This is a genomic window from Nocardiopsis dassonvillei subsp. dassonvillei DSM 43111, assembly GCF_000092985.1.
GTDB lineage: Bacteria > Actinomycetota > Actinomycetes > Streptosporangiales > Streptosporangiaceae > Nocardiopsis > Nocardiopsis dassonvillei.
Map to the genome: position 1 here is coordinate 4,148,184 of NC_014210.1, position 24,109 is coordinate 4,172,292.

The 24,109-nt window shown below is 70.8% G+C and carries 19 protein-coding genes and 1 pseudogene; 13 read left to right on the top strand and 7 right to left on the bottom strand.

Annotated elements, in window-relative coordinates; all coding sequences use genetic code 11:
* Window positions 1–452: 452 nt before the first annotated feature.
* The 6 genes and pseudogenes from NDAS_RS17140 to NDAS_RS17160 all read right to left on the bottom strand — a co-directional run bounded on the left by NDAS_RS17140 (window position 453) and on the right by NDAS_RS17160 (window position 7,372).
* A complete protein-coding gene (locus NDAS_RS17140; RefSeq protein WP_013154470.1) occupies window positions 453–1,613 on the bottom strand; it encodes a hypothetical protein in 1,161 nt (386 codons plus the stop codon).
* A gap of 96 nt (window positions 1,614–1,709) precedes the next feature.
* Window positions 1,710–2,192, bottom strand: a complete 483-nt coding sequence (locus tag NDAS_RS29720) for a helix-turn-helix domain-containing protein (protein ID WP_197724892.1) — start codon at window positions 2,190–2,192, stop codon at window positions 1,710–1,712.
* A 505-nt stretch (window positions 2,193–2,697) separates the two neighbouring features.
* Window positions 2,698–3,846 carry a glutathione-independent formaldehyde dehydrogenase gene (locus NDAS_RS17145; protein WP_013154471.1) on the bottom strand — a complete coding sequence of 383 codons (1,149 nt, stop codon included), beginning with the start codon at window positions 3,844–3,846 and terminating at the stop codon, window positions 2,698–2,700.
* 874 nt (window positions 3,847–4,720) lie between these two features.
* Window positions 4,721–5,872 (bottom strand): annotated as a pseudogene (locus tag NDAS_RS17150) (tyrosine-type recombinase/integrase); the annotation flags it as partial.
* 64 nt (window positions 5,873–5,936) lie between these two features.
* Window positions 5,937–6,383: a HEAT repeat domain-containing protein gene (locus NDAS_RS17155; RefSeq protein WP_013154473.1), complete on the bottom strand. Its 447-nt coding sequence runs from the start codon at window positions 6,381–6,383 to the stop codon at window positions 5,937–5,939.
* A gap of 101 nt (window positions 6,384–6,484) precedes the next feature.
* Window positions 6,485–7,372 carry a phosphotransferase gene (locus NDAS_RS17160; protein ID WP_013154474.1) on the bottom strand — a complete coding sequence of 296 codons (888 nt, stop codon included), beginning with the start codon at window positions 7,370–7,372 and terminating at the stop codon, window positions 6,485–6,487.
* A gap of 307 nt (window positions 7,373–7,679) precedes the next feature.
* Here NDAS_RS17160 and NDAS_RS17165 point away from each other — a divergent pair, with 307 nt between their 5' ends.
* From NDAS_RS17165 to NDAS_RS17180, 4 genes are read left to right on the top strand one after another with little or no spacing between them, the layout of a single operon-like run.
* Entirely contained in the window at window positions 7,680–8,324 is a 645-nt protein-coding gene (locus tag NDAS_RS17165; RefSeq protein WP_041553215.1) for a HemK2/MTQ2 family protein methyltransferase, read from the top strand.
* On the top strand, window positions 8,317–8,532 hold the full coding sequence (locus tag NDAS_RS17170) for a CDGSH iron-sulfur domain-containing protein (protein ID WP_013154476.1): 216 nt from the start codon (window positions 8,317–8,319) through the stop codon (window positions 8,530–8,532). Before NDAS_RS17165 ends, NDAS_RS17170 begins: the two co-directional genes overlap by 8 nt.
* The gene (locus NDAS_RS17175) at window positions 8,529–9,530 is read left to right on the top strand and encodes an iron-containing redox enzyme family protein (RefSeq protein WP_013154477.1); all 1,002 of its coding nucleotides are present in this window, start codon (window positions 8,529–8,531) and stop codon (window positions 9,528–9,530) included. The genes NDAS_RS17170 and NDAS_RS17175 overlap by 4 nt, the downstream gene beginning before the upstream one ends.
* Window positions 9,527–10,528: an L-histidine N(alpha)-methyltransferase gene (locus NDAS_RS17180; protein ID WP_013154478.1), complete on the top strand. Its 1,002-nt coding sequence runs from the start codon at window positions 9,527–9,529 to the stop codon at window positions 10,526–10,528. Before NDAS_RS17175 ends, NDAS_RS17180 begins: the two co-directional genes overlap by 4 nt.
* A 191-nt stretch (window positions 10,529–10,719) precedes the next feature.
* Here the strand turns inward: NDAS_RS17180 and NDAS_RS17185 are convergent, their stop codons facing one another.
* Complete coding sequence (locus tag NDAS_RS17185; RefSeq protein ID WP_013154479.1) at window positions 10,720–12,543, bottom strand: calcineurin-like phosphoesterase C-terminal domain-containing protein; 1,824 nt, start codon at window positions 12,541–12,543, stop codon at window positions 10,720–10,722.
* A 1,273-nt stretch (window positions 12,544–13,816) separates the two neighbouring features.
* Between NDAS_RS17185 and NDAS_RS17195 the strand changes: the two genes are divergently transcribed.
* The 9 genes from NDAS_RS17195 (at window position 13,817) to NDAS_RS17235 (ending at window position 24,095) form a co-directional block, all read left to right on the top strand.
* A complete protein-coding gene (locus NDAS_RS17195) occupies window positions 13,817–14,341 on the top strand; it encodes a PadR family transcriptional regulator (RefSeq protein ID WP_013154480.1) in 525 nt (174 codons plus the stop codon).
* Entirely contained in the window at window positions 14,338–15,054 is a 717-nt protein-coding gene (locus NDAS_RS17200; protein ID WP_013154481.1) for an ABC transporter ATP-binding protein, read from the top strand. Before NDAS_RS17195 ends, NDAS_RS17200 begins: the two co-directional genes overlap by 4 nt.
* On the top strand, window positions 15,051–17,366 hold the full coding sequence (locus tag NDAS_RS17205) for an ABC transporter permease (protein WP_013154482.1): 2,316 nt from the start codon (window positions 15,051–15,053) through the stop codon (window positions 17,364–17,366). Before NDAS_RS17200 ends, NDAS_RS17205 begins: the two co-directional genes overlap by 4 nt.
* A gap of 588 nt (window positions 17,367–17,954) precedes the next feature.
* Window positions 17,955–18,239: a hypothetical protein gene (locus NDAS_RS17210; RefSeq protein WP_013154483.1), complete on the top strand. Its 285-nt coding sequence runs from the start codon at window positions 17,955–17,957 to the stop codon at window positions 18,237–18,239.
* Complete coding sequence (locus NDAS_RS17215) at window positions 18,232–19,284, top strand: polyprenyl synthetase family protein (protein ID WP_013154484.1); 1,053 nt, start codon at window positions 18,232–18,234, stop codon at window positions 19,282–19,284. Before NDAS_RS17210 ends, NDAS_RS17215 begins: the two co-directional genes overlap by 8 nt.
* 17 nt (window positions 19,285–19,301) lie before the next feature.
* Window positions 19,302–20,465, top strand: a complete 1,164-nt coding sequence (locus NDAS_RS17220) for an oxygenase MpaB family protein (RefSeq protein WP_013154485.1) — start codon at window positions 19,302–19,304, stop codon at window positions 20,463–20,465.
* Between the two features lie 237 nt (window positions 20,466–20,702).
* Complete coding sequence (locus NDAS_RS17225; protein WP_013154486.1) at window positions 20,703–21,686, top strand: PfkB family carbohydrate kinase; 984 nt, start codon at window positions 20,703–20,705, stop codon at window positions 21,684–21,686.
* 316 nt (window positions 21,687–22,002) lie between these two features.
* Entirely contained in the window at window positions 22,003–22,836 is an 834-nt protein-coding gene (locus tag NDAS_RS17230) for a MurR/RpiR family transcriptional regulator (RefSeq protein ID WP_232051698.1), read from the top strand.
* Window positions 22,837–22,919: 83 nt separating this feature from the next.
* Window positions 22,920–24,095 (top strand): type 2 periplasmic-binding domain-containing protein, encoded by a 1,176-nt coding sequence (locus NDAS_RS17235; protein ID WP_013154488.1) that lies wholly within the window; start codon window positions 22,920–22,922, stop codon window positions 24,093–24,095.
* The last annotated feature ends 14 nt before the right edge of the window (window positions 24,096–24,109 follow it).

Here is a 24,109-nt window from a genome sequence, read left to right on the forward strand (position 1 = left end):
TCCGATGGTCGCAGGTTCGAATCCTGCCGGGTGCGCCATAAAACCCCAGGTCAGACGGGGTGCGCGAGGACCTCAGAAGAGGTCCTCGCTGTGTTTTCGGGCGATGTGTGCTCCTGGTGTGCTCCCCAATACAAGGCGAGTACAGGTGGGGCGCGACCTCACAGAGCACTTTGCCGTCCCGTGACCGTGCGGGCCCGCAGTCGATGTGCCCCCGCACGCCCTTCAACACCCCGCGGCCGCCTCTGAACCCCTACCCTGCGCGGGGGCAACCGGGGGCCGGACGAGCCCTCTCAGACGCCCATCGGAGTGTCCAACACAACCGGGGAGATTCACTTCGTGTCGTGTGCATGCCGTGGTGTTGGGACCGACCAGCTCATCAACTACGCACCCGTCCGGGCCTGTCTACCCGGCCACGCACGACCCCCGTCGACGTGAGGAACGTGTTCTCAAGCTCAGGAAGCCTCTCCGCGTTCTTGTAGAGATCCTTGGCGCTGTTCGTGCCTTTCTCGGAAAGCCTCGCGCCGCTCCCGTTCGCGCCGGCTGAAGGCGGCGTTGCGCACCGACTCCTCGCTCTCGAAACCGGACCCGATCGCACCTGCCACCGTGGCCGCCGCCGTCACCAGCACAGGGATCAGCACATAGGTGCCCGCGCTCGCTTGGCCAGCGATGTACGAATCCAGAACCCCTGGCGAGAGCAATACCAGCGCCGCTGTCAAGTTGACCAGATACAGGCCCACATACAAAAAAGCTACTCCGAGGCCCAAGGTCAGTACCGTCGTCGCGTTGAACAGCACCGCCTGTTGGCGCTCGTCGCGGGGGCGCGCCCTCACCGGTTCCCACAAGTTGTGGTAAACGATGAGCCATCCAGTCATCACCGACAGCGCTCCCATTGCCGCAAGGGCCAGGCGCCAGGCTGACAAAGTGGTCGCGATCTCCCAAACTGTGGCGTTGAGCAAATAGAATGCGCTGAAGGCAAAGGCACCGACCAGCGGGCTGGTTAAGCTCCAGGTCAGGCGCCAGGGCCGGTTGGCTCGTACCATCCCCAACAACAAACGCAGATTCCCCCACTTGGAGGAGATCCGGGCATCGACTCCGGCCTGGTCGGGGGTGTGACGCCGAAAACGCGCCGCTAGTAGGGGGATGCGGTTTCGTGCGTGTGGTGCGGTCCCCTCTTGGGGAGCCCCGGGTCTGTGCATATCAGCGACGAGCTGAGCCACTACCGCACCGACCCTGCGCCGCAGCGCCATGACCCCGAAGGCCGGTAACGAGACCACGACTACGCGCCGCTGGCTGTTCATGTCACCCATGATCACTCGCTTGCCGCTGCGCATGGGCAGGTCGGTCACGCATACGACCATGTCCCAGCCGTGCTCGGCCAACTTGGTCTCGGCGAGCTCCATCATCGCCGTGTGGCGGCTATCGCTGGGCGGGAGGCGTTCCCAGTGCACCTGGGCGGCCCAGGTTTGTTCTGAGTCGACTTGTTGAGTCAACAACTGTGGAAGGTCCTGAGCGAGCTGTTCCCCGATCAAAGCTGGCATGGCGACGGGATCAGCGATCACGCCGACCGTAAGGCGGTTCTCGTTCTGGTCCTTCTGACGTTCTGTGTCCGGCAAAACTCCGCCCCTCTTATTGAGTGAGACTCAGGCAGGAAGGCTGATACACAAGCCCTGAAAGAAAACACCAGACCCTGAACCTTGCAAGCTCAGACCTCATTGTCTCAGAAACGGCAGCGGATTCCCTACTGAAATCTTATATGGAAAGAGTGAAAAATGTACCCGCCTCCTCAAGGGGTTATACTTCGATTTTACTGATCTTTGATGAGGCGCTTGACGGAATAGGGCACGGAACCAACCGGACCGATCGGATGAAACCGCGCAACAAACCGGGCTGTCACTGGACCGAGCACAGATGGGACCGCAGCACCCGCTCCAGCTCCTCCGAGCTCCGGAACGCCCGGTTCGCCAGATGGCCCTTCGGGTGTGCCCACAGTGTCTCGCCCGGCACTCCGATTGGGTTTCCGGTTTGTCATGATTTCTGGACTGCTTTTCCGCGGTATTGGCAGCGCCGAGCGTCTGTTTGATGGTCGAGGCAGGGCGCCCCGGTTGGCGCCCGATCGCTCGCAGGCTCTGGCCTTGGTGGTGCAGATCCGCGATCCGTTCCCGGTCGGTCAGAGTCAGAAAACGCGGGTACACCTGCGCTTCGAGCGCGGCTAGGGTTGGCGGAGGGCTGGTCAGGGACTTGGTGGTCGTCTACCCGGTGGGGAGTCCACGCTACGCCCGTCGGTGTAGAGCCAGCTGTTACCGGACTTGCGTACCCTGTGGTCCCAGTCCCGTGCGGTGCGCTCGTTCACCCCGACTTCTCGCGCGGTCTGTCGGGGCACGTGTGCGCAGGCGTTCGTACTCCTGGCGCGCTGGGTACGGCCGTTGTCGGCGTTGTGCGCTCGGCCCGGCCTGACGAGCCCGCCCCAAGGCGGTGTTCCGGTTGATCTCGAGCAGCCGGGCTACCTCGGTGGCGTTGCCGATCTGGTCCATCAGTTCCAGGAACCGTGCTCGCAGACGATCCCGTTCTTCCCTCGAAAACGACACCGTGGTCGCAATGTCCTGAAAGTCAGGGTGTTGCGACCACCGTTAGAACCTGAGCTCCTCCGGGCCCGCGTGGTGGAGGTTGCGTGGCCGACTGGCCGACCAGCGGCGTAGCTCACGCCAGCGCGGGCTTGAGCACCACCTTGGTCCAGCCGTCCTCGCGGTTGTCGAAGTGCTCGTAGGCCTCCGGTGCCCGCTGCAGAGGCAGGTCGTGGGACACGATGAAGGACGGCTTCGCGCGGTCCCGGTGGATCATGTCCCGCAGTTGCCGGTTGTAGGCCTTCACCGGCGCCTGGCCGGTACCGATCTTCTGGCCCTGGAACCAGAACGTCCCCATGTCGAAGGTGAGCCGACCGTTGCGGGCCATCTCGTCCGACGCTCCGGGGTCGGAGGGCAGGAAGATGCCCACGACGCCGATGCCGCCGGTGAACTTCACCGACTTGACCAGGTTGTTCATGGTCATCTCGGGGTGCTCGACACCGAGATGGTCGTGGGCCTGGTAGCCGACGCACTCGCAGCCGCAGTCCGCGCGGCGGCCGTCGGTGAGGTTGAGGATCTGCTCGACCGGGTCGCCCTTGGAGTCGTCCACGGCGATCGCCCCCATCCTCTCCACGAGGCGCAGCCGGTCGGGGTGGCGGTCGACCACCATCACCTGGGACGCCCCTTGGAGCAGCGCGGAGTAGGCCGCCATCAGGCCGACCGGACCCGCGCCGTAGACGACGCAGGACTCCCCCGGCTTGAGCCCGGCCAGGCGGGTGGCGTGCCAGCCGGTGGGGAAGATGTCGGCGACCATCACGTAGTCGTCCTCCTTCTCCTCCGCGTCCTCGGGCAGCCGCAGGCAGTTGAAGTCCCCGAACGGCACGCGCAGGTACTCGGCCTGCCCGCCGGAGTAGGGGCCCATCCCGGCGAAGCCGTAGGCGGCCCCGGCCATCTCCGGGTCGGGGTTGGCCGTCAGGCAGTAGGAGGGCATGCCGGTCTCGCAGTTGCGACAGAACCCGCAGCCGATGTTGAACGGCAGACACACGTGGTCGCCGACCTTGACGCGCTCCACGCCGTCGCCGACCTCGGCGACCACGCCGAGGTTCTCGTGCCCGAGCACCTTGCCGGGCTCCAGGTCGGTGCGTCCTTCGTACATGTGCAGGTCGGAACCGCAGATGTTGGTGGCGGTGATGCGCACGAGCACGTCGGTGGGACGCTCGATCCGGGCGTCAGGGACCTCCTTGACGGAGACATCGCGGGATCCGTTGTACACAAGGGCCTTCATGATCTTCTCCAAGAATGGGTGCGGGACGGGCCTGGTGGGGCTTTCCGCCCTTGCTCCGACCCCTGCTCTCCTAGCACCGGGACGAAACAGCCTCACGCCCACGATTCGGACAAAACATGTCAAGGTTCCGTGACTGACCGCCACGAGAGCCGGGACGCAGGGTCCACCATCCCCGCCACTGGTAGGCCGTGGTTGGCGGCCGCTTTCGCCCGTGTGGGAGGAACCTTCCGGGGACAGGGCTTCGGCGTCGCGGCAACTGAGCAAGCGCCGCGCAGGGGCGAAGTGCTGCTGGACGTCAACGACATCCAGCTGAGCCACCAGACCGAACTGCGCTGGAACAGCAACGAGGATTGGGCGTGGTCGGGCTGTCCCGTCCGTGAGCCGCTCATCGGGCCGGAGGAGTTCGACCAGGTTCAGACGCTGTTGGGCTCGCGCGGCCGCACGCGGGCAGGGGAGCACAAAGTTCACCGCACTCGTCGGCGCTACCTGTTTTCGGGGAGCCATGGAGTGCTGTCTGCACGATCACAGGACACCGGGGCACTGGACCAACGGCGACCGTGCTGTCGGTGCCGCTGCCCGCAGGAACATGCCCTGGCCAACAGGTTGCACCACCCCCGTAACACCCCTCCACTTTCCTGGCCATAATCGGCACCGCCTGCATCCTCATTTGCTATAAGCATCTGGCCAAACGGGCCGACGACAGAATGACCAAAAGAGGAAGACACCAGGGCAAGTTCTCGATAATCGATCGGACCTTTGATCCGATCGGCCACCGCTCCCGAGCACGAGGAAACCCCAGGCCAGCCGGGATGAACCCGTGCGCTGACCTGGGATCGGTGACGCCGTGTGGCTCCTGGTGTGCTCGCCGGTTCGACTACCCGGCCCTCACCGGAGACGGGCCTCGTAGCAGCGCGGCGGTGGCCTCGGCCGCCGCTTTGGCCACGTCGGGGAACACCGACTGGTAGGTGTCCTGGGTGAAGTGCGTGGTCGCGTGCCCGAGCTCGCTGGAGACGATCTTCACGTCCGTTCCCGCGGCCAACGCCAGCGAGGCGGCTCCGTGGCGGAGCCCGTGCAACGTGATCGGCGGCAGCCCCGCTGCCCTGGCGATGCGCAGGAACCAGTCACTGACCTGACCTGGGTGCCATCCTGCGCCGTTCTCCTTGGTGAAGGCCAAACCGGTGTCCGTCCACGCTGTTCCGGCTTTGAGGCGGGCTTCGTTCTGGAACCGCTTCCAGGCCCGCAGCACTTTGATGGTGTCGGTGTCCAATGTGATGGTGCGCTGCCCGGCCGCGCTTTTCGGGGTGGAGGTGATCGTCTCCCACGCGAGTTGTACGACCTGGACGCGGATGTCGATCTGCCCGTCGGTCAACCTCGTGTTGGACCAGGGCAGGCCGACCGCTTCTCCTCGCCGCAGGCCCTTGACCGCGACCAGGTGGAACATCGGGTACAGCCACGGATACCTCCTCGCGTGCACCAGGAAAGCGCGGGTCTGCTCCGGGGCCCACACCATGACCTCCCCCGGCACGGTCCCGTCCTTCTTCCACTGCCGCACCCGGTCCGAAGTCCACACCAACGGACGCTTCCTCGGACACGAGGGCAACCGCACGTGTGAGGCGATGTTCACCGACACCGGCAAGTCCGGACGCCTGACGGCTTCGGACAACGCACTCCGGAGAGTCTCGCGGATCCGGTGCTTGGTGGACAGCGAGATCACCCGGCGCCCCCTGACCGAGGCCCGCACCTTCACATCGTCGGACTCGCGGCACTCCAGGATGTGAGCGTTGGTCTCCTCAATGAGGTTGAACATGGTCTCGACGTGGCGGGCCTGGAGCTTGTCCACCCGGAGCCGGCCCAGGTGCGGGGAAAGGTAGGTGCGGATGTGCCTGGCGTAGGAGGCCCGGGTACCCGCGGCCAGATCGGGCCTGCCCGCCAACCACTCCCCCAGCCATGCGGCGAGGGTGGGTGGTTCGGTGCGCACGTCCACCGCCATCGCTACTCGCCTACGCACCTCCTCCAGGTCAGCGAGGTCGAACTCCTACTCCGGCGCGGCTTCGACGAACTGGGGCTCAAGCGGATATGGGGCGTCCGCTCTAGGGAGAGCCGTGGCCAAGGGCTGTGGACATGGCGACCTCGGCATATGCGAGGCGGGCTTCCTCGCGCACGTTCGGGTCGGGGTGGTGAAGGAAGGGCTCGATCAGCGACTGTGCTCGCGGGTCCTGTGTGGCGCCGAGGATGCGCAGGGCGTATTCGAGGAGTCCGGGTTCCAGCGTCCTCGCGACTGAGGCCAGCGGTTCGACAAGGCCCAGAGGCGGGCTGTAGTGGTCGAACGCTTCGCTGACCGCGTTCAGGGCGGACTCACGGACTTTGACCACGGATTCGATGACGGCCAGGTTGATCAGCCGGCCAACGACCAGGCAGGCGGTGGCCGTGTCGAGCATGGCGCCGCGCAGGAAATCTCCGAGCACCTCGGCGGCGAGGTCTCGCCGGTCCGGATCGCAGCCGGTCAGTGCTTCGAGTGCTGTGAGAACGTCCTTCACACCATGCCCATCTTGGCTCTCTGGAGCAGGACTCCACGTTTCAGGACGGAGTCGACCGGGATCCCTGAAGCCGGTTGAAGGGCCTCCGAGCCACGCCGTTCTCACGTGGACTTCGGCGGCTTCTCCAGGCCGCCCAGCCGCCTGTTCATCGTGTCCAGTGTCGGCCAGGGAGGGCCGTCGCGCAGCGCGCGCAGGAGTTCCTCTCCGAATCGCCTCCCGTTCGGGAACTCGTCGTCTCGGTCCCAGCGCCACGCCGCGACCATCGCGAGGACGAGCTGTCGGCACTCGTCCAGCAGCTCCTGGTCGATGTTCGGGTAGTGCTCGCAGACCGCCTCGGGAACATGGGCGAGGTCGAACTCGACGGGACCGCGGCAGCACGTCTCCAGGTCGATGAACAACGGGCCGTTCCGCGTGCTGAGCACGTTGCCCGGATGCGGCTCTCCGTGGAGCAGCTGCTCCACGGCGCCGCGCTCCCCGATCGTCCGTCGCAGGTCCGCCAGCCTGCCGCTGAGGAAGGCGCGGTCGGCGTCGGCCAGCTCCGGCGAGCGGTCCGGGTCGGCGACGATGTCCTGCGCCTGGGCGATCCGGTCCGTGAACCGCGGGCTCGGCACGTCGACCCGGCGCATACCGGCGTGCAGCAGTTCCAGCGCCTTGGCGCAGTCGTCCGGCGGGACGTGGGGTGTCACGGGCTCGTGGTAGGTCCACAGCGTCACCGTGAAGCCGTCGCGCGTGTACACGCGCGGGTCCGCCCGGGGCTCCAGGGGACACACCGGGGCCCCCACCGCGACGAGCCGCTGGGCGAGTTCGACCTCGAACCGCGCGACTTCCTGCCCCACGGGGGCGACCCGGGCGAAGACGTCGCACGGTGTCAGCCGCAGCGCCAGCTTGTTCGAGTTGTGGAGCACGATCGCGTTGCTGACCGGCAGGCCGAGCGACGCGGCGACCGAGGTCGCGGCCGCCATCGCACGAGTGACGTCGGACATCTCCATGCTCAGATCCTGGCGTACCGGCCGCCGGTAGTCTCCCCGTTTTCCGTGTCGGGCACGGGGCGGCTCGTGCCCTTCGCCGCCCGCCCCCGTCCACCGCCGCCCCGACGCGCGCCTCCAGGCCGCACCGGTTCGGCCGTCCCGCGCGTCGACGTACCGTTGGAAGTCCGCGAAGCTCCTCCCCGGCCGGGGCCCACTCGGCGAACGCCTCGCCCGGCAATCCGTCACCCACGGTCACCGGACATCACGCGGAGGGCCCGTGCGGCGGTTGGAGGGTTCGGGACCGGGTAGTGGTTGCCCCATGCTGCTGATGAGGCCACCGGGTGTTTACCCAGCTCAGGAGGACACCTCCCTGCTCCGTACCGTGCTGCGCCAGCGCGGTCGGGTCGCCGGGCGCTCAGTCCTCGACGTCGGTTCGGGCACCGGGGCGCTGGGCATCGAGGCCTTCCGCGCCGGTGCGGCCAGCCTCACCTCGATCGACCTGTCGCGACGCTCGGTACTGGCGAGCTGGCTCAACAGCCGACTGCACGGGGTCCCGGCGACGGTGCGGCGCGGCGACCTGTTCGCTCCCGTGGCCCCGCACCGCTTCGACCTCGTGCTCGCCAACCCGCCCTACATGCCCGCTACCGGTCGGCGGCTGCCCCGCCACCGGATGGCGAGGTGCTGGGACGCGGGGCCGGACGGGCGGATCCTGCTGGACCGCATCTGCGCGGGGGCGCCCTCGGTGCTCAGCGAGGACGGCGCGCTCCTGCTCGTGCAGTCCGAGCTCGCCGACGAGCAGGCCACGTTGGACCGGCTCGAGAAGGCCGGGCTGGTGCCCGAGGTCCTCGCCAGGGCCCGCATCCCGTTCGGTCCGGTGCTGCGCGCGCGTGCCGCGGCGCTGCGCGCCCGCGGACTGCTCGGCCCCGACCAGATGGAGGAGGAACTCGTGGTCATCGAGGCGTGCCGTGGCTGAGGACCGTCGCCGGGTCGTGGTCACCGACGACGGTCCGGTCCTCGTCTACGGCCCGGTCGACGTGGAGACGCCAGACGGAACGCGCGTGCGCAGCGACCGGGCGGTCACCGCGCTGTGCGTGTGCGGCCGCAGCAGGCGCCGCCCGTTCTGCGACACCAGCCACCGTCGGCGCGTACGCGGTGACGAGGGGAAGGAGTACGGCCCATGACCATGACGACGCCGGAGGCGCCGACGCTGCCCGCCCCCAGGGGTCCGCTCTCCGAGGCGGTTATGGACGCGCTGCGCGGGAACCGGACCGGGTTCCCCGCGGTGGACGGGTCCCCGCCCTACGGTGAGGACCTCCAGCTCGCCCTCTACTGCTGCTACGAACTCCACTACCGCGGGTTCGGGGGAGTCGACGCCGACCGCGAGTGGGACCCGGCGCTGCTGACGCTGCGCGCCGAACTGGAGGGGGCCTTCCTCGGCGCGCTCAGGGACGAGGTGGCCCCCGGCGCGGACGTCGGGAGCGAGCTCGGCGCGCTCCTGGTCGAACACGTCGACGCGTTCGGCGCCTCCCACCACCTGCGCCGCCACGGGCAGCTGTGGCAGCTGCGCGAGTACGTCGCCCACCGCTCGCTCTACCACCTGAAGGAGGCCGACCCGCAGAGCTTCGTCATCCCCCGCCTGCACGGCCCCGCCAAGGCCGCCCTGGTGACCGTGCAGCACGACGAGTACGGCGCGGGGGACCCCGAGCGGACGCACTCCACGCTCTTCGCCGACATGATGGCCGAGCTGGGCCTGTGCGCGGACTACGGCGCCTACCTCGACTCCGCCCCCGCCGAGATGCTGGCCGAGGTCAACTTCATGTCGCTGTGCGGTCTGCACCGCGGGTTGCGCGGAGCGCTGATCGGACAGTTCGCCACCGTCGAGCTCACCTCCTCCCCCGGCTCGGACCGGTTGGTCAAGGCCATGCGGAGGCTGGGCTGCGGCCCGGCCGCCGTCCGGTTCTACGCCGAGCACGTCGAGGCCGACGCGGTGCACGAGCAGCTCCTGCGGCGCGAGGTGATCGCGCCGCTGCTGGACACCGAACCCGAGCTGGCCCCCGACATCGTGTTCGGCATCCGCGCCAGCACTCTCCTGGCCACACGGCTGGAGGAGTACCTCCTGCGGCGGTGGGGTCGCGGCGAGTCGAGCTTCCGCGACGGGACGGACGTGAGGGAACCATGAGAACACCTGGACCAGCGGTGCGGGTCCGTGTGCTTCCGCTCGCAGACAGGGGCGACGCGGTGCCGGACGACACCGTGGTGCGCGACTGCCTGCGGCAGTCGCCGCCCCGGTTGCCGCCCTGGCTCGGCTACGACGCGGTCGGCTCCGCACTGTTCGAGCGGATCACCGAGCTGCCCACGTACTACCTGACCCGTGTGGAACGCGACCTGTTGGAGCGCCACTCCGCGGAGATCGCCGAACTGCTCGCCTGCGGGCGGATCGCGGAGCTGGGCAGCGGAAGCGCGAAGAAGACACGGCTGCTGCTGGAGAGCTGTCTGCGCCTGCGCGGGACCGCCTACCTGCCGATCGACGTCGACCGGGGCATGCTGGAGTCCAGCGGCGCCGCGTTGTGCGCGGAGCTGGACCGCCTGGAGGTCACGGGCCTGTGGGGACGCTACGAAGCAGGTCTGGACTGGCTGCGCACCCATCCCGGTGAGCCGCTCGCGATCGCCTTCCTCGGCAGCAGCTTCGGCAATGCCACCCGCGGGGAACGCGACGCGCTGCTGGGCGAGATCGCCCGGACCCTGCGCCCGGGCGAGGCCTTCCTGGTCTCCGCCGATCTGGACAAGGGCCGCGAGGCCCTGGAGACCTGCTACAACGATCCCGCCGGGTACTCGGCCTTCGCCGACTTCCGGCTCAACTACCTCACCCGGTTGAACGACCTCTACGGCGCCGGGTTCGTGCTCGACGACTTCGTCCCGGAGGCGTGTTACGACGCGGACACCACCACCGTGGAGGGACGCCTTCGCGCCCGGGCCGACCAGGCGGTGCCCGTACCGGGTCTGGGACTGACCGTGCGCGTACCGCGCGGGCGGTTCCTCAACGTCGGCTACTCGGTGAAGTTCGACGGGCAGGGGCTGGCCGACGAGGTGGGAGCGCACGGTTTCAGCCTGGGAGCCCGGTGGCTGGACCCCGGAGCACAATACGGACTCTTCCTCTTCCGCCGTGACGGGGGCTGAACAACCGGCGCGAACGGGCGCCCGACTGCCGGCGCGTCGGGCCGCTCCCCGCAGGCGGTCCGCACGCGCCCGCCCCGTCCGCCGCTCCGGCCCCGTCCGAAGGTCACCGGCCGGGGCAGCGGCCGGGGCAGCGGCCAAGGCGGAGGGCCGCCACCCGTGCGGGTGGCGGCCCTCCTGGCGGAGAGGTGCGGCTACCTCCGGCCGATGACCTCGAACTCGAGGACGTCGGTGAACTCGCGGCCGTAGGCGTCGGTCGCGGTCACCTCGGCGGTGTGCTCACCGGTGTGCAGGTTCCTGGGCAAGTCGAACCGCCACAGGTGCATCGTCCGGTTGGCGAGGCTGCCGCCGTGGACGAGCTGCTGCGCGACCGCGTACGGGTCGGAGTACTCGACGCCGACGTTGACGGCCTCGCCCCGCATCTGCTGGGTGCGGGTGGCCTCCTGGGCCGGTCGGCCGTCGATGCTGACCTCGACCGTCGAGCCGGTGGAGCCGAAGAAGAAGTTGGTCGTCAGCCAGCTGCCGTGGGCCAGGTCCCTGCGGTCGACCACCAGGGGCTCCTCCAGCTCGGGGGCCTCGCCCACCGGGTTGGCGTTCCACTCCTGGCGCGCCTCGACCCACTCGCGGTAGGTCGGGCTGTTGATGCCCAGCTGCGTCTGCACGTCGTCGGACTCGCCGGTGACGGTGTAGCGCTCCTGGAACTCGTTGCCCTGGATGTCCAGCGTCACCACGCCGGGGCGTCCGCCGTCGCGGCCGATCGCGGTCGGGTAGCCCTCCTCGCCGATCGCGCCGGAGTACCAGTCACCCGAGATCGCGCCCGCGGTGATGTGCGGAAACGGCAGGCCCTCGACACCGAACAGGTCGTTCCAGCCCTTGGCGCCGTCACCGGTCTTGAGGTTCTCGATGCTGTGGCTGTGGCCGGACACCGCCACGGCGTTGCGGCCCTCCAGCAGCTCGTGCACGCGCCGGACCTGGTCGGTCTGGTGCACCGGGGAGGTGGAGTCGGCGTAGTTGAGCAGGCCGATGTGGCTGGCGACGACGACGAGCTTGTCGGGGTCGACGTTGGCCAGGTCGCGTTCGAGCCAGGCGAGCTGGTCCTCGTCGAGGCGGCCGTTGTAGGAGGGGTCGCCCTCCGGGTCGGCGCAGTGCGCCTCGATGCCCGCGGGGCTGTCCTCGGCCGCGACGCACGGGTACTCGACGGTGTTGAGCGCGATGATGTGCGTGTCGCCGACGTCGTAGGAGTAGTACTCCGGAGCCAGCTGCGCGCGGTAGGTGTCGAAGGAGTGCTCGGAGTTCGGGGCGTCGAAGTCGAGGTCGTGGTTGCCCGGAAGGAAGCGGGCGGGACCGTTGGTCTCGGCGACCAGGTCCTTGATCTCGGGGTAGAGCGACAGGTCGTCGCCGACGACGTCGCCGACGAACAGCGTGCCGCAGCCGGCGTAGTCGTGGCGCGCGGCCAGGTCCGCGATGGCGCCGTCGCGCGCGTACTCGATCTCCTGCCGGTCGTAGGTCTGCAGGTCTCCGGCCATGATGCAGCTCTGCGCGTCGGTGGCGGTCAGCTCGCTCTCCACCAGCGGGAAGTTGACCGCGGACGGCAGGGGTCCGGTCGGCTCGATCCCGCCGTAGCGCAGTTCCGGCGACCCCTCGGGCAGGTGGTTGTAGTGGAACTGCGGGATGTTGTGCTCGTCCATCGGCACCTGGTAGCCCGACGGCTGCGTGATGGACACCGTCATGTTGTCGAACGCGGGCAGTTCGTAACGGCCCTCGCCGTCGGTCAGCACCACGTCGCGGCCGTTGGTGACCATGACGCCGGACAGGCCGGCCTCCTCGCCGTCACTGGCGCTGTCCCGGTCGGCGTCGACGAACACCCGGCCGGTCAGCACCGCGTCGTCGGCGGCTCCGGTCGGGGTGCGGACCACCTCGACCTCGCCGCGGTAGGCGGTGTCCTCGAAGTTCTCCGAGGGCGCCGCCGCGGCCGGTGCGGACACCGCGGTCAGGGAACCGGCGATGACCGCGGCCATCGAGGCCGCCAGCGCCGCGCGAGAGTAACGGCGTGCCCGCGGAGCACTCGGCGTTCGCGCACGTCGTGAATGTGTCGTTGGCATGCAGTTGCCTCCGGTATGCGGGGGAGGGGGAGCAAAACCGGCCAGGGGGACCGGCGGGAAGCAACCTTTCTAGATATCGCTGAACAAAGGACCAGTTGTCGGCCAACAGTCGGCCACCAGGCGGTGACCACTGGCGCGGCACACTGATTATTCTCAGCCAGTTCTATCCCCATACGTTGTGAATGGCTAGGGCCGTCCGGGCTTTCCCTGCGATCCCTCCCGGACTGGTTCGGGCCCTGATTTCGGGACGGCCACGAGGCTCATCCGGCCTCACGGCACACTTGTCCCGGAGAAAGTTCCGAAGCCGGGACCCGGGCGTGGCTGACAAATGTCCGCGCACGTCAGCTAATGTCTACGCACGCCGGCCCGGGAAGCAAGGCGCAACTCCGTCCACGCCGAAAATCCTCGCGGAGCGGCGTCGGGCAGCGCCCCGCGACCGTCCCGGACGGCACGCCACGTTCGGAGACGCCACCGGCACCGTGCGACGTACATCCAGGTGAACGGCGGGTGTTCGGGCCCGAGGAGCGGCCCCGTCGACCGGTGCCCAGCCCCTCCCCCGCGACCCCCGGGCGGCCCCGTCCTCCGCGACGACACCACGACCGGTGCCACCCTCGCGCGCCGCGACCCTTTCCTGTACCCTCGTCGTGGTCGCTTTTCGGATAAGCGGGAAGGTGCGAGCGAAGATCAGGACACTGGCTCCCCTCAGTCTGGCTTCGTCTTTCCGGGGCCATTACAACTGGCGGAGCATGCCCGCGAACTCGCACTCCCACTCGGCCCCGCGACACTCCTGCAGTTCCTTCTCACCATCGCCGCCGGCCTGTTCACCTGCAAAGTCGCCACGGGTACCGCTGATCTGCTCGTGAGAATCCTCAGGCACAAGGCCGCACAACGGTGGCCGGGCCTGGTGCCGGAAAAGCCGCGCCACTGTTCGGCCGAAACAGGGGAGCCCGTTCCGGGGCCGGCGGGAACCCGCAACGGGGTCCACGGCGACGTCGGGGGCGTCGTGATCCAGGCCGGGCGCGTAGACCGGCTCCACATCCACCCCCACGGCAGCGCGCCCCCGAAGGACGGCCCGGGGACGGCGGGAACGGCCGCGCCCGAGTAGACCCCCTGAGAGGCGAACCGTGCCCGGGATCGGGACACATCACCATCCTCCACCCATCTATACACATTGTGTATAGTCGCCGCCATGTCCATCGGCAACACGCTGCTCGGTCTGCTCGAATCGGGCCCCCGCCACGGGTACGACCTCAAACGCCTCTTCGACGAACGGTTCGGACACGACCGGCCGCTGCACTACGGACAGGTCTACTCGACGATGTCGCGCCTGCTCAGGGACGGCCTGGTCGAGGTGGACGGGGTGGAGACGGGCAGCGGCCCCGAGCGCAAGCGCTACGCCATCACCGACGCCGGTGTCACCGACGTCGGCCGCTGGCTCTCCACGCCGGAGAGCCCCGAGCCCTACCTCCAGAGCACCCTGTACGCCAAGGTCGTGCTGGCTCTGCTGACCGGCCGTGACGCCGCCGGGCTGCTGGACGTCCAGCGGACCGAGCACCTGCGCCTGATGCGTGAGCTCACCCGCCGCAAGAGGGGCGGCGACCTCGCGGACCAGCTCGTCTGCGACCACGCCCTGTTCCACCTGGAGGCCGACATCCGGTGGCTGGAGCTGACCGCCGGCCGCCTGGACCGGCTCGCCGGGCAGGTCCGCGCATGAGCGGCACCGCCGCCGCGGAGGTCACGGGCACCCTGCTCACCGCCACCAGGCTCCGCAAGTACTTCGGTTCGACCGCCGCGCTGAACGGGACGGACTTCAGCATCGACTCCGGCGAGGTCGTCGCCGTCATGGGCCCGTCCGGATCCGGCAAGTCCACGCTGCTGCACTGCCTGGCGGGCATCCTCGACCTCGACGGCGGCACCGTGCACTACGGCGGGCACGAGCTGACGGCCCTGTCCGACGCCGAGCGCAGCAGGCTCAGACGCAGCGACTTCGGCTTCGTCTTCCAGTTCGGCCAGCTCGTCCCCGAGCTCACCTGCGTGGAGAACGTCGCGCTGGCCCTGCGCCTGACCGGCGTCGCCCGCAGGCGGGCGGAGGCCTGCGCGACGGAGTGGATGGCCCGCCTGGAGGTGGACGACGTCCGCGACAAGCGCCCCGGCCAGGTGTCCGGCGGGCAGAGGCAGCGGGTGGCCATCGCGCGGGCGCTGGTGGCCGAGCCCCGGCTGCTCTTCGCCGACGAGCCCACCGCCGCGCTGGACTCGCTCGACGGGGAGCGCGCCATGGAGCTGCTCACGGGCGCGGCCCGCGACACCGGGGCCGCGGTCGTCCTGGTCACCCACGACGTCCGGGTCGCCGCCTACTCCGACCGCGAGGTCGTCTTCCGCGACGGCCAGGCCCTCGGCGACGCCACCGGGCCCACGGGGGCGACGTGACCGGCCGGTGGTACCGCGACCTGGCCATGGGCGCCAGGCTCACCCTGAACGGCGGGTGGGCCGGCTGGACGGGGACGCTGCTCACCGCGCTGGGCGTGGGCCTGGGGGTGATGGTGCTCCTGCTGGCCGCCTCGGCGCCCTCGGTGCGTGCGGCGGGCCAGGAGCGGATGGACGAGCGGACACCGGTGTACCTGGAGTGGGGTGCGCCGACCGGCGACGCCGCGGTCCTCGCGGCCCCGCGGGTCGTGGAGTACCGGGGCGAGATGTTCACGGGCATGCTGCTCGAAGCGCCCGCGGGTCCGGGGTCGGACGTGCGCCCGCCGGGGATCGACCGGCTGCCGGAGGCGGGCGAGCTCCACGTCTCCCCCGCCCTGCGCGACCTCCTGGAGTCCCCCGAGGGCGCCCTGCTCGCCGAGCGGTTCGACGGCGCCCCGGTCACCGGCCTGATCGGCGCCGAGGGGCTGCGGGGGCCGCACGAGCTCTACTTCTACCTGGGCACGGACACCCTCTCGCAGTCCCCGGTACCGCACGCCGCCTCGGGCTTCGGCGCGGATCTGCGGGACGGCGGCATGCCCGCGGTCCTCGTCCTTCTCGTCGTCGTCATCATCGCGGTGCTGCTGCTGCCGGTCGCCGCGTTCGTCCTCACCGCGACGCGGTTCGGGGCCGAGCGGCGCGACCAGCGCCTGGCCGCGCTGCGGCTGGTGGGCGCGGACAGGGCCACGACCCGCAGGATCGCCGCGGGCGAGTCCCTCGTCGGCGCGGTCCTGGGCCTGGTCCTGGGCACCGGGTTCTTCCTGGCGGCGCGGGCCTTCGCCGACGACGTGCGGCTCCCGGGTCCGGGCGTGCTGCCCGCGGACCTCACACCGGTGCCGCTGCTCGCCGCCCTCGTGGTGGTGCTCGTCCCGGCCGGCGCCGTCCTGGTGACGCTCCTGGGACTGCGCGGGGTCGAGGTCGGTCCGCTGGGCGTCTTCCGGGAGGGCGCCGACCGGGGGCGGCGGCTGTGGTGGCGCGCGGCGGTCCTGGCCGTCGGCTGCGCGGTCCTGGCCGTGCTCGGGCGCGGAGGAGGCTCCGAGGGCACGGAGTGGGCCGTCGCCGCCGGTGTGGCGGTGACCCTGACGGGGTTCACCCTGCTGCTGCCGTGGGTGGTCGAGGCCGTGGTGGGCCGACTGCGCGGCGGTCCGCTGTCGTGGCAGATGGCCACGCGGCGCCTCCAGCTGAACAGCGGGATCGCGGCCCGCACCGTCAGCGGGGTCACGCTCGCCGTGGCCGGGGCGATCGCGCTCCAGATGCTGTTCTCCGCGATCGAGGCCCAGGCCCCCTCCGACGGCGGCCGGGGCTCCGGCCGGGTGGAGATGATCGCCTCGGCCACGGTGGGGAGCCGCGCCGAGGCCGCGGAGTTCGCCCGCGACCTCGACGGCGCCAGGGGCGTGGAGTCCTCCTCCCCCTTCCTGCTGGTCCACCTCCCCCCGGCGGACGCCCCGCCCGGCGCCGACGACCCGTCGCGGACGCGGACGGTGGTCGTCGCCGACTGCGCGACCCTGGGCGGGCTGATCACGTTCTCCTCGTGCGCCGACGGCGACGCCTTCGTCGCGGGCGGGGAGGCGTCCGCCGTGCGTCCGGGGGAGCGGCTGGACCTCGACAACGCCCCCGGGGGCGGCTCCGCCGCCGGGCCCCGTCCCTGGACCGTCCCGCCGCTGCGCGAGGCCCGGGCCGCGGACGACCTGGTCGGGCAGGAGTACCGGGGCCTGTTCGTCACCCCGTCGGCCCTTCCGGTCGGGGAGCTGGAGTACCTCCAGTCCACGGTGTTCGTCACCCTGGACGGGAGCGACCCGGAGGCCGCCGAGCACGTGCGCAACCACATCGGGATCGACAGCCCCGGGACCTCTCTGCGCGCCCTCCACTCGGAGAGCGGCGGCAGCCTGTTGACGTCCATCGGCGACGCGCTCCGGGCCGGTGCGGTCCTCACCATGCTGGTGATCGGGGCGAGCATGGTCGTCTCCACGGTCGAGCAGCTGCGGGAGCGCAGGCGGCAGCTCCCGGTGCTGATCGCCTTCGGGACCAGCCGTTCCACGCTCGCCGCGTCGGTGCTGTGGCAGACCGCGATCCCGGTGGTGCTGGGCCTGGCGATCGCCGTCGGGGGCGGGACCGGGCTCGGGCTCCTCCTGCTGCGGCTGGCCGACCTCCCGGCCACCGACTGGTCGGGGTTCCTCCCGCTGGTGGGCGCCGGATTCGGCGTGATCGCGCTGGTGACGCTGGCGAGCCTGCCCTACCTGTGGCGGATGACGAGCCCCGAGGGACTGCGCACCGAGTGAGGCCGGGGAGCGTGGCGGGGTCGTGGATCCGGTGTCCGCGGCCCCGTCGGCCGTTCGGGGGAGGCGGTCACGTCGGAGGTCCCCGTCTCGGGAGGACCGCGGCGACCGAGGGAGACCCGGGACGGCCATATCGCCTTTTGTCCGACATTGAGGCGAACGCGTTTTCCCTACCCCCGACCGCGAACCCCCTTCAGGATTCACCGGGACCTGGAAGCCTCCCCGAGATTCAGGGAGGAGAACCCCGAAGCGAGCCGAATTCCGGCGTTCCGGACCGCCAGCCTTCGGAGTTCGACCCAGCCCCAACCCCGAAGAAGATGGCGACGGCAACCTGCAACAACACGGACAATCCGTACGGCGCCGCCGGTTTTTATTCACTCCTGTCCGTTTGCTCCTCTTGCTTCTTTCCACCAACACTCGCCAAACCGAACCAGATCACACCATTGCGTTGACAAAAACGGCGATGGCCGAAGATGATCACTCCACGAGAACCGCGGCGGACATCCGGCCGCCCGGACGGTATTCGCCGTAGGCGGCGCCGTTTCCGGCCGCGGTCCTTTCCGTGCCGATCGGGAACAGGGGGTGTACGCCGTGGCGCACACCGATGATGACGCGGGCACCGACCGGGCACGCGAGCCGCTGCTGGTCGCGGCCGGGGTGGCCGACCTGGCGTGCAGCCGGATCGGCGCGGCCCTGCGGGGAGCGCGGTCGCTGCTGGGCCGGTCGGACCTGGCCGAGCTGGCCCGGGACGGTCGGCGGGACCTGCGCCAGCGCGGCGAACTGGCGCTGCGACGGTACGCTCCGACGACCGAGTCCCACATGGAACTGCTCGCCCGGCGGGCCGCCGCCTCCCGCCCCGGCCACAGCGGTGGCTGAGACCGGGGAGCAGGTCCTGCTCCGGACGCGCGTGGACGCCGAACTCCGGGAGTTCGCGCGCCGGGAGACGGACCGGCTCGTCGCCATCGACGCCGACCTGCTGCCGGTGGCCGAGCAGCTGGACGTGGCGCTGACCGGGGGCAAACGCCTGCGCGCGTCGTTCTGCTACTGGGGGTGGCGCGCGGCCGGGCAGCCGGACAGCGACGCGCTGGTCAGGGCCGCCGCCGCGATGGAGCTGGTGCACGCCGCGGCCGTCGTCCACGACGACCTCATCGACGAGAGCCCGATACGGCACGGTGTGCCGAGCGCCCACGTCGCCCTGCGCGCGGCGTTCACCGGCAGGCCCAGGCCCCACGCCGGGAGCCGCGCCCTGGCCCTGCTGACCGGGGACCTGCTCATGTCGTGGGCCGCGGAGCTGTTCCTGTGCTGCGGTCTGCCCTCGGCCTACCTGTCCCGTGCCCGTGAGCTGTGGCTGGTCATGGCACGGGAGCTGATCGCCGGGGAGTGCCTGGAGGTGCTGCGCACCGGCTCCCCGCCCGACACGGGCCGCTCGCTCCAGGTGATCCGGTACAAGACGGCCAAGTACACCGTCGAGCACCCCCTGCGCATCGGCGGCGCGCTGGCCGGCGCCCCGGGCGCGGTGATGGAGGCCTTCACCGCCTACGGGCTTCCCCTGGGCGAGGCCTTCCAGCTGCGGGACGACCTGCTGGGGCTGTTCGGCGACCCGGAACTCACGGGCAAGTCGAACCTGGACGACGTCCGGGGCAACCGGCCCACCGTCCTGCTCGCCGAGACCTGGGCGGCCGCCACCGCGGCCGAGCGCCGGGAGCTGCGCGGTCTGCTCGGCCGCCGCGACCTGGAGGGCGAGGGCCTGTCCAGGGTGCGGTCGATCATGCGGCGCACCGGGGCGCCCGAGCGCGTCGAGGAGATGATCGACGAGCGCGTCCGGGCCGCCACCGACGCCCTCGACCGCGCCGACCTGCCGGACGGAGCCGCCGCCGCCCTGTCCCAGATGGTGGCCTCGGCCGCGGCCCGACACTCCTGACCCCTGGAAGGGATCCCATGTCCTACACACCGGAGTCCATGGACGCGCTGCGGCTCATGGGGGACGAGCTCGCCGACGCGACGGTGCAGACGCTCTTCGAACGCGGGGAGGTCGGCAAGTTCAACACCCTCATGCGCTACTTCTCCACCGCCGGACAGGACCTGCCCGACGGACTGCCCGACGTCGCCCGCGAGTACCTGCACGCCACGGCCGCGCCGCCCTCCTGGGTCGACTGGGACGAGATGGAGAGGGCCCGCCTGTTCTTCATCGACAACAACGTGCACATCTCCACCGCCCTGGCCTTCTCGGCGATGCCCGCCTGCTACGTCATCCCGCACGTGGCCAGACTGCTCAGCGCCACCCACGCCCTGGAGTACCCCTCGCGGCGCATGGCCGAGACCGGGCAGTTCACCGTGTACCTGATGCAGCCCGACGCCTTCGAGGCGGGGGGCCGGTTCGTCCCCTCGGCCCAGAAGGTGCGCCTGCTGCACGCCTCCATCCGCTACCACATGCGCCGGGAGGGCCGCTGGGACGTGGACGCGCTCGGCACGCCGATCTGCCAGGAGGACATGATCGGCGGCCAGATGATCTTCTCCATCCAGGTCCTGGACGCGCTGCACCGGCTGGGCGTGCACATGTCGGTCGAGGGCGCGGAGTCCTACTACTACGCCTGGCGCATCGTCGGCGCCATGCTCGGCGTCAGCACCGACCACGCTCCGCCCGACGTGGCCAGTGCCCGCGAGTTCTCCGACCTGTACATGACCCGGTACATGGGTCCCTCCGAGGAGGGTGCGCACCTGACCCGCCAGCTCATCGACCTCTACGAGGAGGTCGTGCCCGGGACCCTTCTGGACCCGGTGGTCGCCGCCCTCGTCCGCTACCTCATCGGCGACACCTGCGCCGACTGGCTCCAGGTTCCGCGCAGCGCCTGGGACACGGCCGTCAGGGCCTCCCCCGCCCTGCTCGGGATCCTCGAAAGCGTCGAGGACCGTTCCCCGCTGGGCGCGTGGGCCCTGGACCGCCTCGGCCACGTCACCACCCACCTGGAGCTGAGCTCCCTCACCCGCGGCAGGGTCATGCAGTACGCCATCCCCGAACGGCTCAAGGACGAGTACGGCGTCCCCTCCCGCGCCCCCCGCGCCCAGCGCTGGACCCCGCCGCCCCCGGTTCCCCAGCCCTAGGTACGGTCGGCCGGTCCCGCGCGCAGACCACCGGGCCGCCCGATGGCCCTGCTGGGCACTGCGCCCCCTGTGGCACGGTGCCCCCGGGCGTCCTTCACGGGGGTTCCCGAACATGGCGGGGACTGCCGGGGACCCCTCCCCCGGCAGCGGCCCACCCGGTGGGCCCCCTACGCGGTCGCCGCTGGGATGATCGCGGGGCCGACGCCACGGTCGGCGCAGTCGAGGGGAGTCCCTGCCGTGACCGGACGCCTTGTACACGTGGGACCGGTGATCATCGACGTCGTGATGGCGGTCAACGCCCTCCCCCGGGCCGGTGAGGGCGTGTTCGCCTCCTCCGCCCGAACCCTGGTCGGAGGCGGTTTCAACGTCGTCGCCGCCGCGGCGCGCGCGGGCATGGAGGTGGTCTACGCGGGGGCGCACGGAACCGGGCCCCACGGGGACCTGGCCCGTGCCGCGCTGCGCTCCGAAGGGGTGACGGTGGCGCACGCACCCTCCCCCGACGCGGACACCGGCTTCTGCGTGGCCCTGGTGGACGGCGACGCCGAACGCACCTTCGTCACCCGGCTGGGCGCCGAGATGGACCTGACCCTGGACCGGCTGCGCACCCTCCGGCCCGGACCGGGGGACTTCGTCTACACCGTGGGGTACTCGCTGCTGCCCGGACCGCGCGCCGACGACCTGCTCACCTGGATCGGCGGACTCCCGGAGGGGGTGCGCCTGGTCCTGGACCCGGCTCCGGTCGTGGGCGACGTCCCCGGGCCGACCCTGGACCGGGTCCTGGCCCGCGTGGACCTGCTCAGCCTCAGCGCCGCCGAGGCCGCGACCGTGACCGGGCGCGCCGTCCCCGAGGAGGCCGCAGCGCTCCTGCTCCCCCGGATCCGGCCCGGCGGCGCGGTGGTCGTGCGCGACTCCGCGCGGGGCTGCGTGGTGGCCGGGGGCGGGAACGGGCCCGGGGCCGGGGCCGGGGACACCGCTCCCCGCCGGGTGCCCGGTTTTGCCGTGCGCGCCGTGGACACCAACGGAGCGGGCGACGCGCACGTGGGCGTGTTCACCGCCGCCGTGGCCGAGGGCATGGACCCGCTCGCGGCCGCCCGTCGGGCCAACGCGGCCGCCGCCCTGGCCGTCACCCGCCGCGGCCCGGCCACCTGCCCCACCGCCAAGGAGACGGACGCCTTCCTGGAGGAGGCCGAGGGCGGCGAGGCCCCCGGCCGGGGCAGGTGAGCCGACCACCAGCGCCGCCGTCCCGAAGCGTGGGCCCCTGCCCGTGCCCCGCCCGGGACCGGCGCTGCGACCCCGCCACAGGTACGGGGCCGCGGTGAGGGGACGGGCGGCGCCGCGCCCGCCTTCACCCGCCGGAAGCGACCACCGGACCCACCTGCGGTTTTCGGGACGCGTCCTGACCCCCGGCTTGCCGCCGGGCGATCCGCGGGTGAACGCCCGGCCGGTTTCCGGGGAGAGGGTGAAGTCCCCATGAACCGAAAATAAAGTTGCAGGAAAAACAGCCTGTGCAAGAAAACTTGCTTGTATCGTGGGCGCCGTGAACCTCCAGGAACGCATGAGCGAGTACCGCGACCGGCTGACGAAGTCGGACCGGGTCCTCCTCGACGAACTGCTCTCCAACCCCGCCGAGGCCCCCCTGTGGCGGGGCGGGGAGGTGGCCCAGCGCGCGGGGGTCCACCCCGCCGCCGCCACCCGGCTGGCCCAGCGGCTGGGCTACCAGGGCTATCTGGAGCTGCGCGAGGACCTGCGCGAGGCCCACGAGGCACGCCTCAACGGTGCGGGCGACCGGTTCCGGGCCGAACTCCGGGGCCAGGGGCAGGCCAGCGTGCTGGACACCCTCCTGACCACCGAGCTCGACTCCCTGGCCGCGGTCGGCAAGCACGTGAGCCAGGCCCAGATCGACGAGGTGGCCGACCTCCTCGTCGGCGCGCGGGTGGTCTACCTCTTCGCGCGCGGCAACTCCGGGGTCCTGGCCGAACTCCTCGACAGCCGGCTGCGCCGGTTCGGGATGCGCCCGGTCAACCTCGTCGGCCCCGGCCGCGAGGTCGCCGAACGCGTCCTGGCGATGTCGGACTCCGACGTCGTCGTGTCGTTCGCGTTCCGCCGCGCTCCGCGAGGCCTCACACAGCTGTACGCACACGCCTGCGAGGTCGGAGCCCGGTCCGTGCTGGTCACGGACACCCTGCACACCCTCGATCCGGCTCCGACCACCGTGCTCTCGGCCCCGCGCGGACACCAGGAGGGCTTCTCCTCCCTGAGCGTCCCGATGATGATCGCGAACGCCATCGTGCTCACCGTCGCCCAGCGGCACCCCGAGACCATCCTGCCCGCCCTCGACCGCCTGGACGACCTGCTCAACGCGTTCGACTGACGCCGGTCTCCCCATCCCCCGCGACGGCCGGACCACCCCGGCCCCGCTCCCGCCTGCGCGAAAACCGACGCAAAGGACCTGTCATGCGTACTTCGAGACTGCTCTCCGCCTCCGTCGCCCTCCCGCTCGCCGTGACGCTCGCCGCCTGCGGCGGCGGCACCCCCGAGGCCGCCGACACCGCCGACGCCGGCGAGGCCGCCCAGCCCCACGAACTCGACGACGCCACCCACGAGGAGCTGGTCGAGCTGGCCAGGGAGGAGGGGGAGGTCACCGTCTACTCCTTCACCTCGCGCATCGCCTCCGTCGAGGAGGCCTTCGAGGAGGAGTACCCGGGCGTCGACCTCATCGGCCACGACATCGCCTCCTCCGAGCAGATCACCCGCCTCCAGTCCGAGGCCCAGGCCGGAACCCCGTCGGCGGACGTCGCCTACATTTCCGACGCCCCGGTGGTCATCACCGAACTCGTCTCGGGCGGCATCCTCCAGAACCACGTCCCCCAGCGCGTCGCCGAGACCGTGCCCGAGGAGTACCGGCAGCCCCTGCTGGCCAACCGGCTCTCGACCAAGATCCTCATGTACAACGAGGAGGCCCACCCCGACGGCAGCCCGGTCCAGAACCTGTGGCAGCTGACCGAGGAGGAGTGGAACGGCCGGGTCGTCATGGTCGACCCGAGCGTGCGCGGCGACTACCTCGACCTCATGGCGGAGATCGTCCGGCGCTCCGACGAGATGGCGCAGGCCCACCAGGAGCACTTCGGGTCCGAGGTCGAACTCGACGAGGGCGTGGAGAACGCCGGGCAGCAGTTCATCAAGGACCTCTACGCCAACGGCCTGGTCCTGGTCGACGACACCGACAACGTCAACGCGGCCGTGGGCGCGACCGGGCAGGAGGACCCGCCGGTCGGCATCACCTCCTACTCCGACCGCCGGGACAACGAGGAGGAGGGCTGGGCGCTCCAGGCCTCCCTGGGGACCGCGCCGTCGCTGGGCATCACCTTCCCGGCCTACATCGGCATGGTGCAGGGCTCCGACAGCCCGGCCGCCGCGCGCCTGGTCGCCGACTTCCTCATGGGCGACGACTCCGCGACCGGCGGTCCCGGATACGAGCCCTTCTACGTCCCCGGCGACTACCCGGTCCGCACGGACATGGAGATGCCCGAGGACGCCGCGCCCCTGGACGAACTGGGCGCCTGGGACATCGATCCCGAGGAGACCGCCCGGGTCCGCGACGACGTGGCCGACTTCCTGCTCACCCTGTAAGACCCCTCCCCCGG

Coding starts and splice junctions, on each gene's coding strand:
- NDAS_RS17145 (WP_013154471.1), bottom strand. CDS start 3,846: ATGAAGGCCCTTGTGTACAACGGATCCCGCGATGTCTCCGTCAAGGAG.
- NDAS_RS17160 (WP_013154474.1), bottom strand. CDS start 7,372: ATGGAGATGTCCGACGTCACTCGTGCGATGGCGGCCGCGACCTCGGTC.
- NDAS_RS17165 (WP_041553215.1), top strand. CDS start 7,680: ATGAGGCCACCGGGTGTTTACCCAGCTCAGGAGGACACCTCCCTGCTC.
- NDAS_RS17175 (WP_013154477.1), top strand. CDS start 8,529: ATGACCATGACGACGCCGGAGGCGCCGACGCTGCCCGCCCCCAGGGGT.
- NDAS_RS17180 (WP_013154478.1), top strand. CDS start 9,527: ATGAGAACACCTGGACCAGCGGTGCGGGTCCGTGTGCTTCCGCTCGCA.
- NDAS_RS17185 (WP_013154479.1), bottom strand. CDS start 12,543: ATGGCCGCGGTCATCGCCGGTTCCCTGACCGCGGTGTCCGCACCGGCC.
- NDAS_RS17195 (WP_013154480.1), top strand. CDS start 13,817: ATGTCCATCGGCAACACGCTGCTCGGTCTGCTCGAATCGGGCCCCCGC.
- NDAS_RS17200 (WP_013154481.1), top strand. CDS start 14,338: ATGAGCGGCACCGCCGCCGCGGAGGTCACGGGCACCCTGCTCACCGCC.
- NDAS_RS17220 (WP_013154485.1), top strand. CDS start 19,302: ATGTCCTACACACCGGAGTCCATGGACGCGCTGCGGCTCATGGGGGAC.
- NDAS_RS17235 (WP_013154488.1), top strand. CDS start 22,920: ATGCGTACTTCGAGACTGCTCTCCGCCTCCGTCGCCCTCCCGCTCGCC.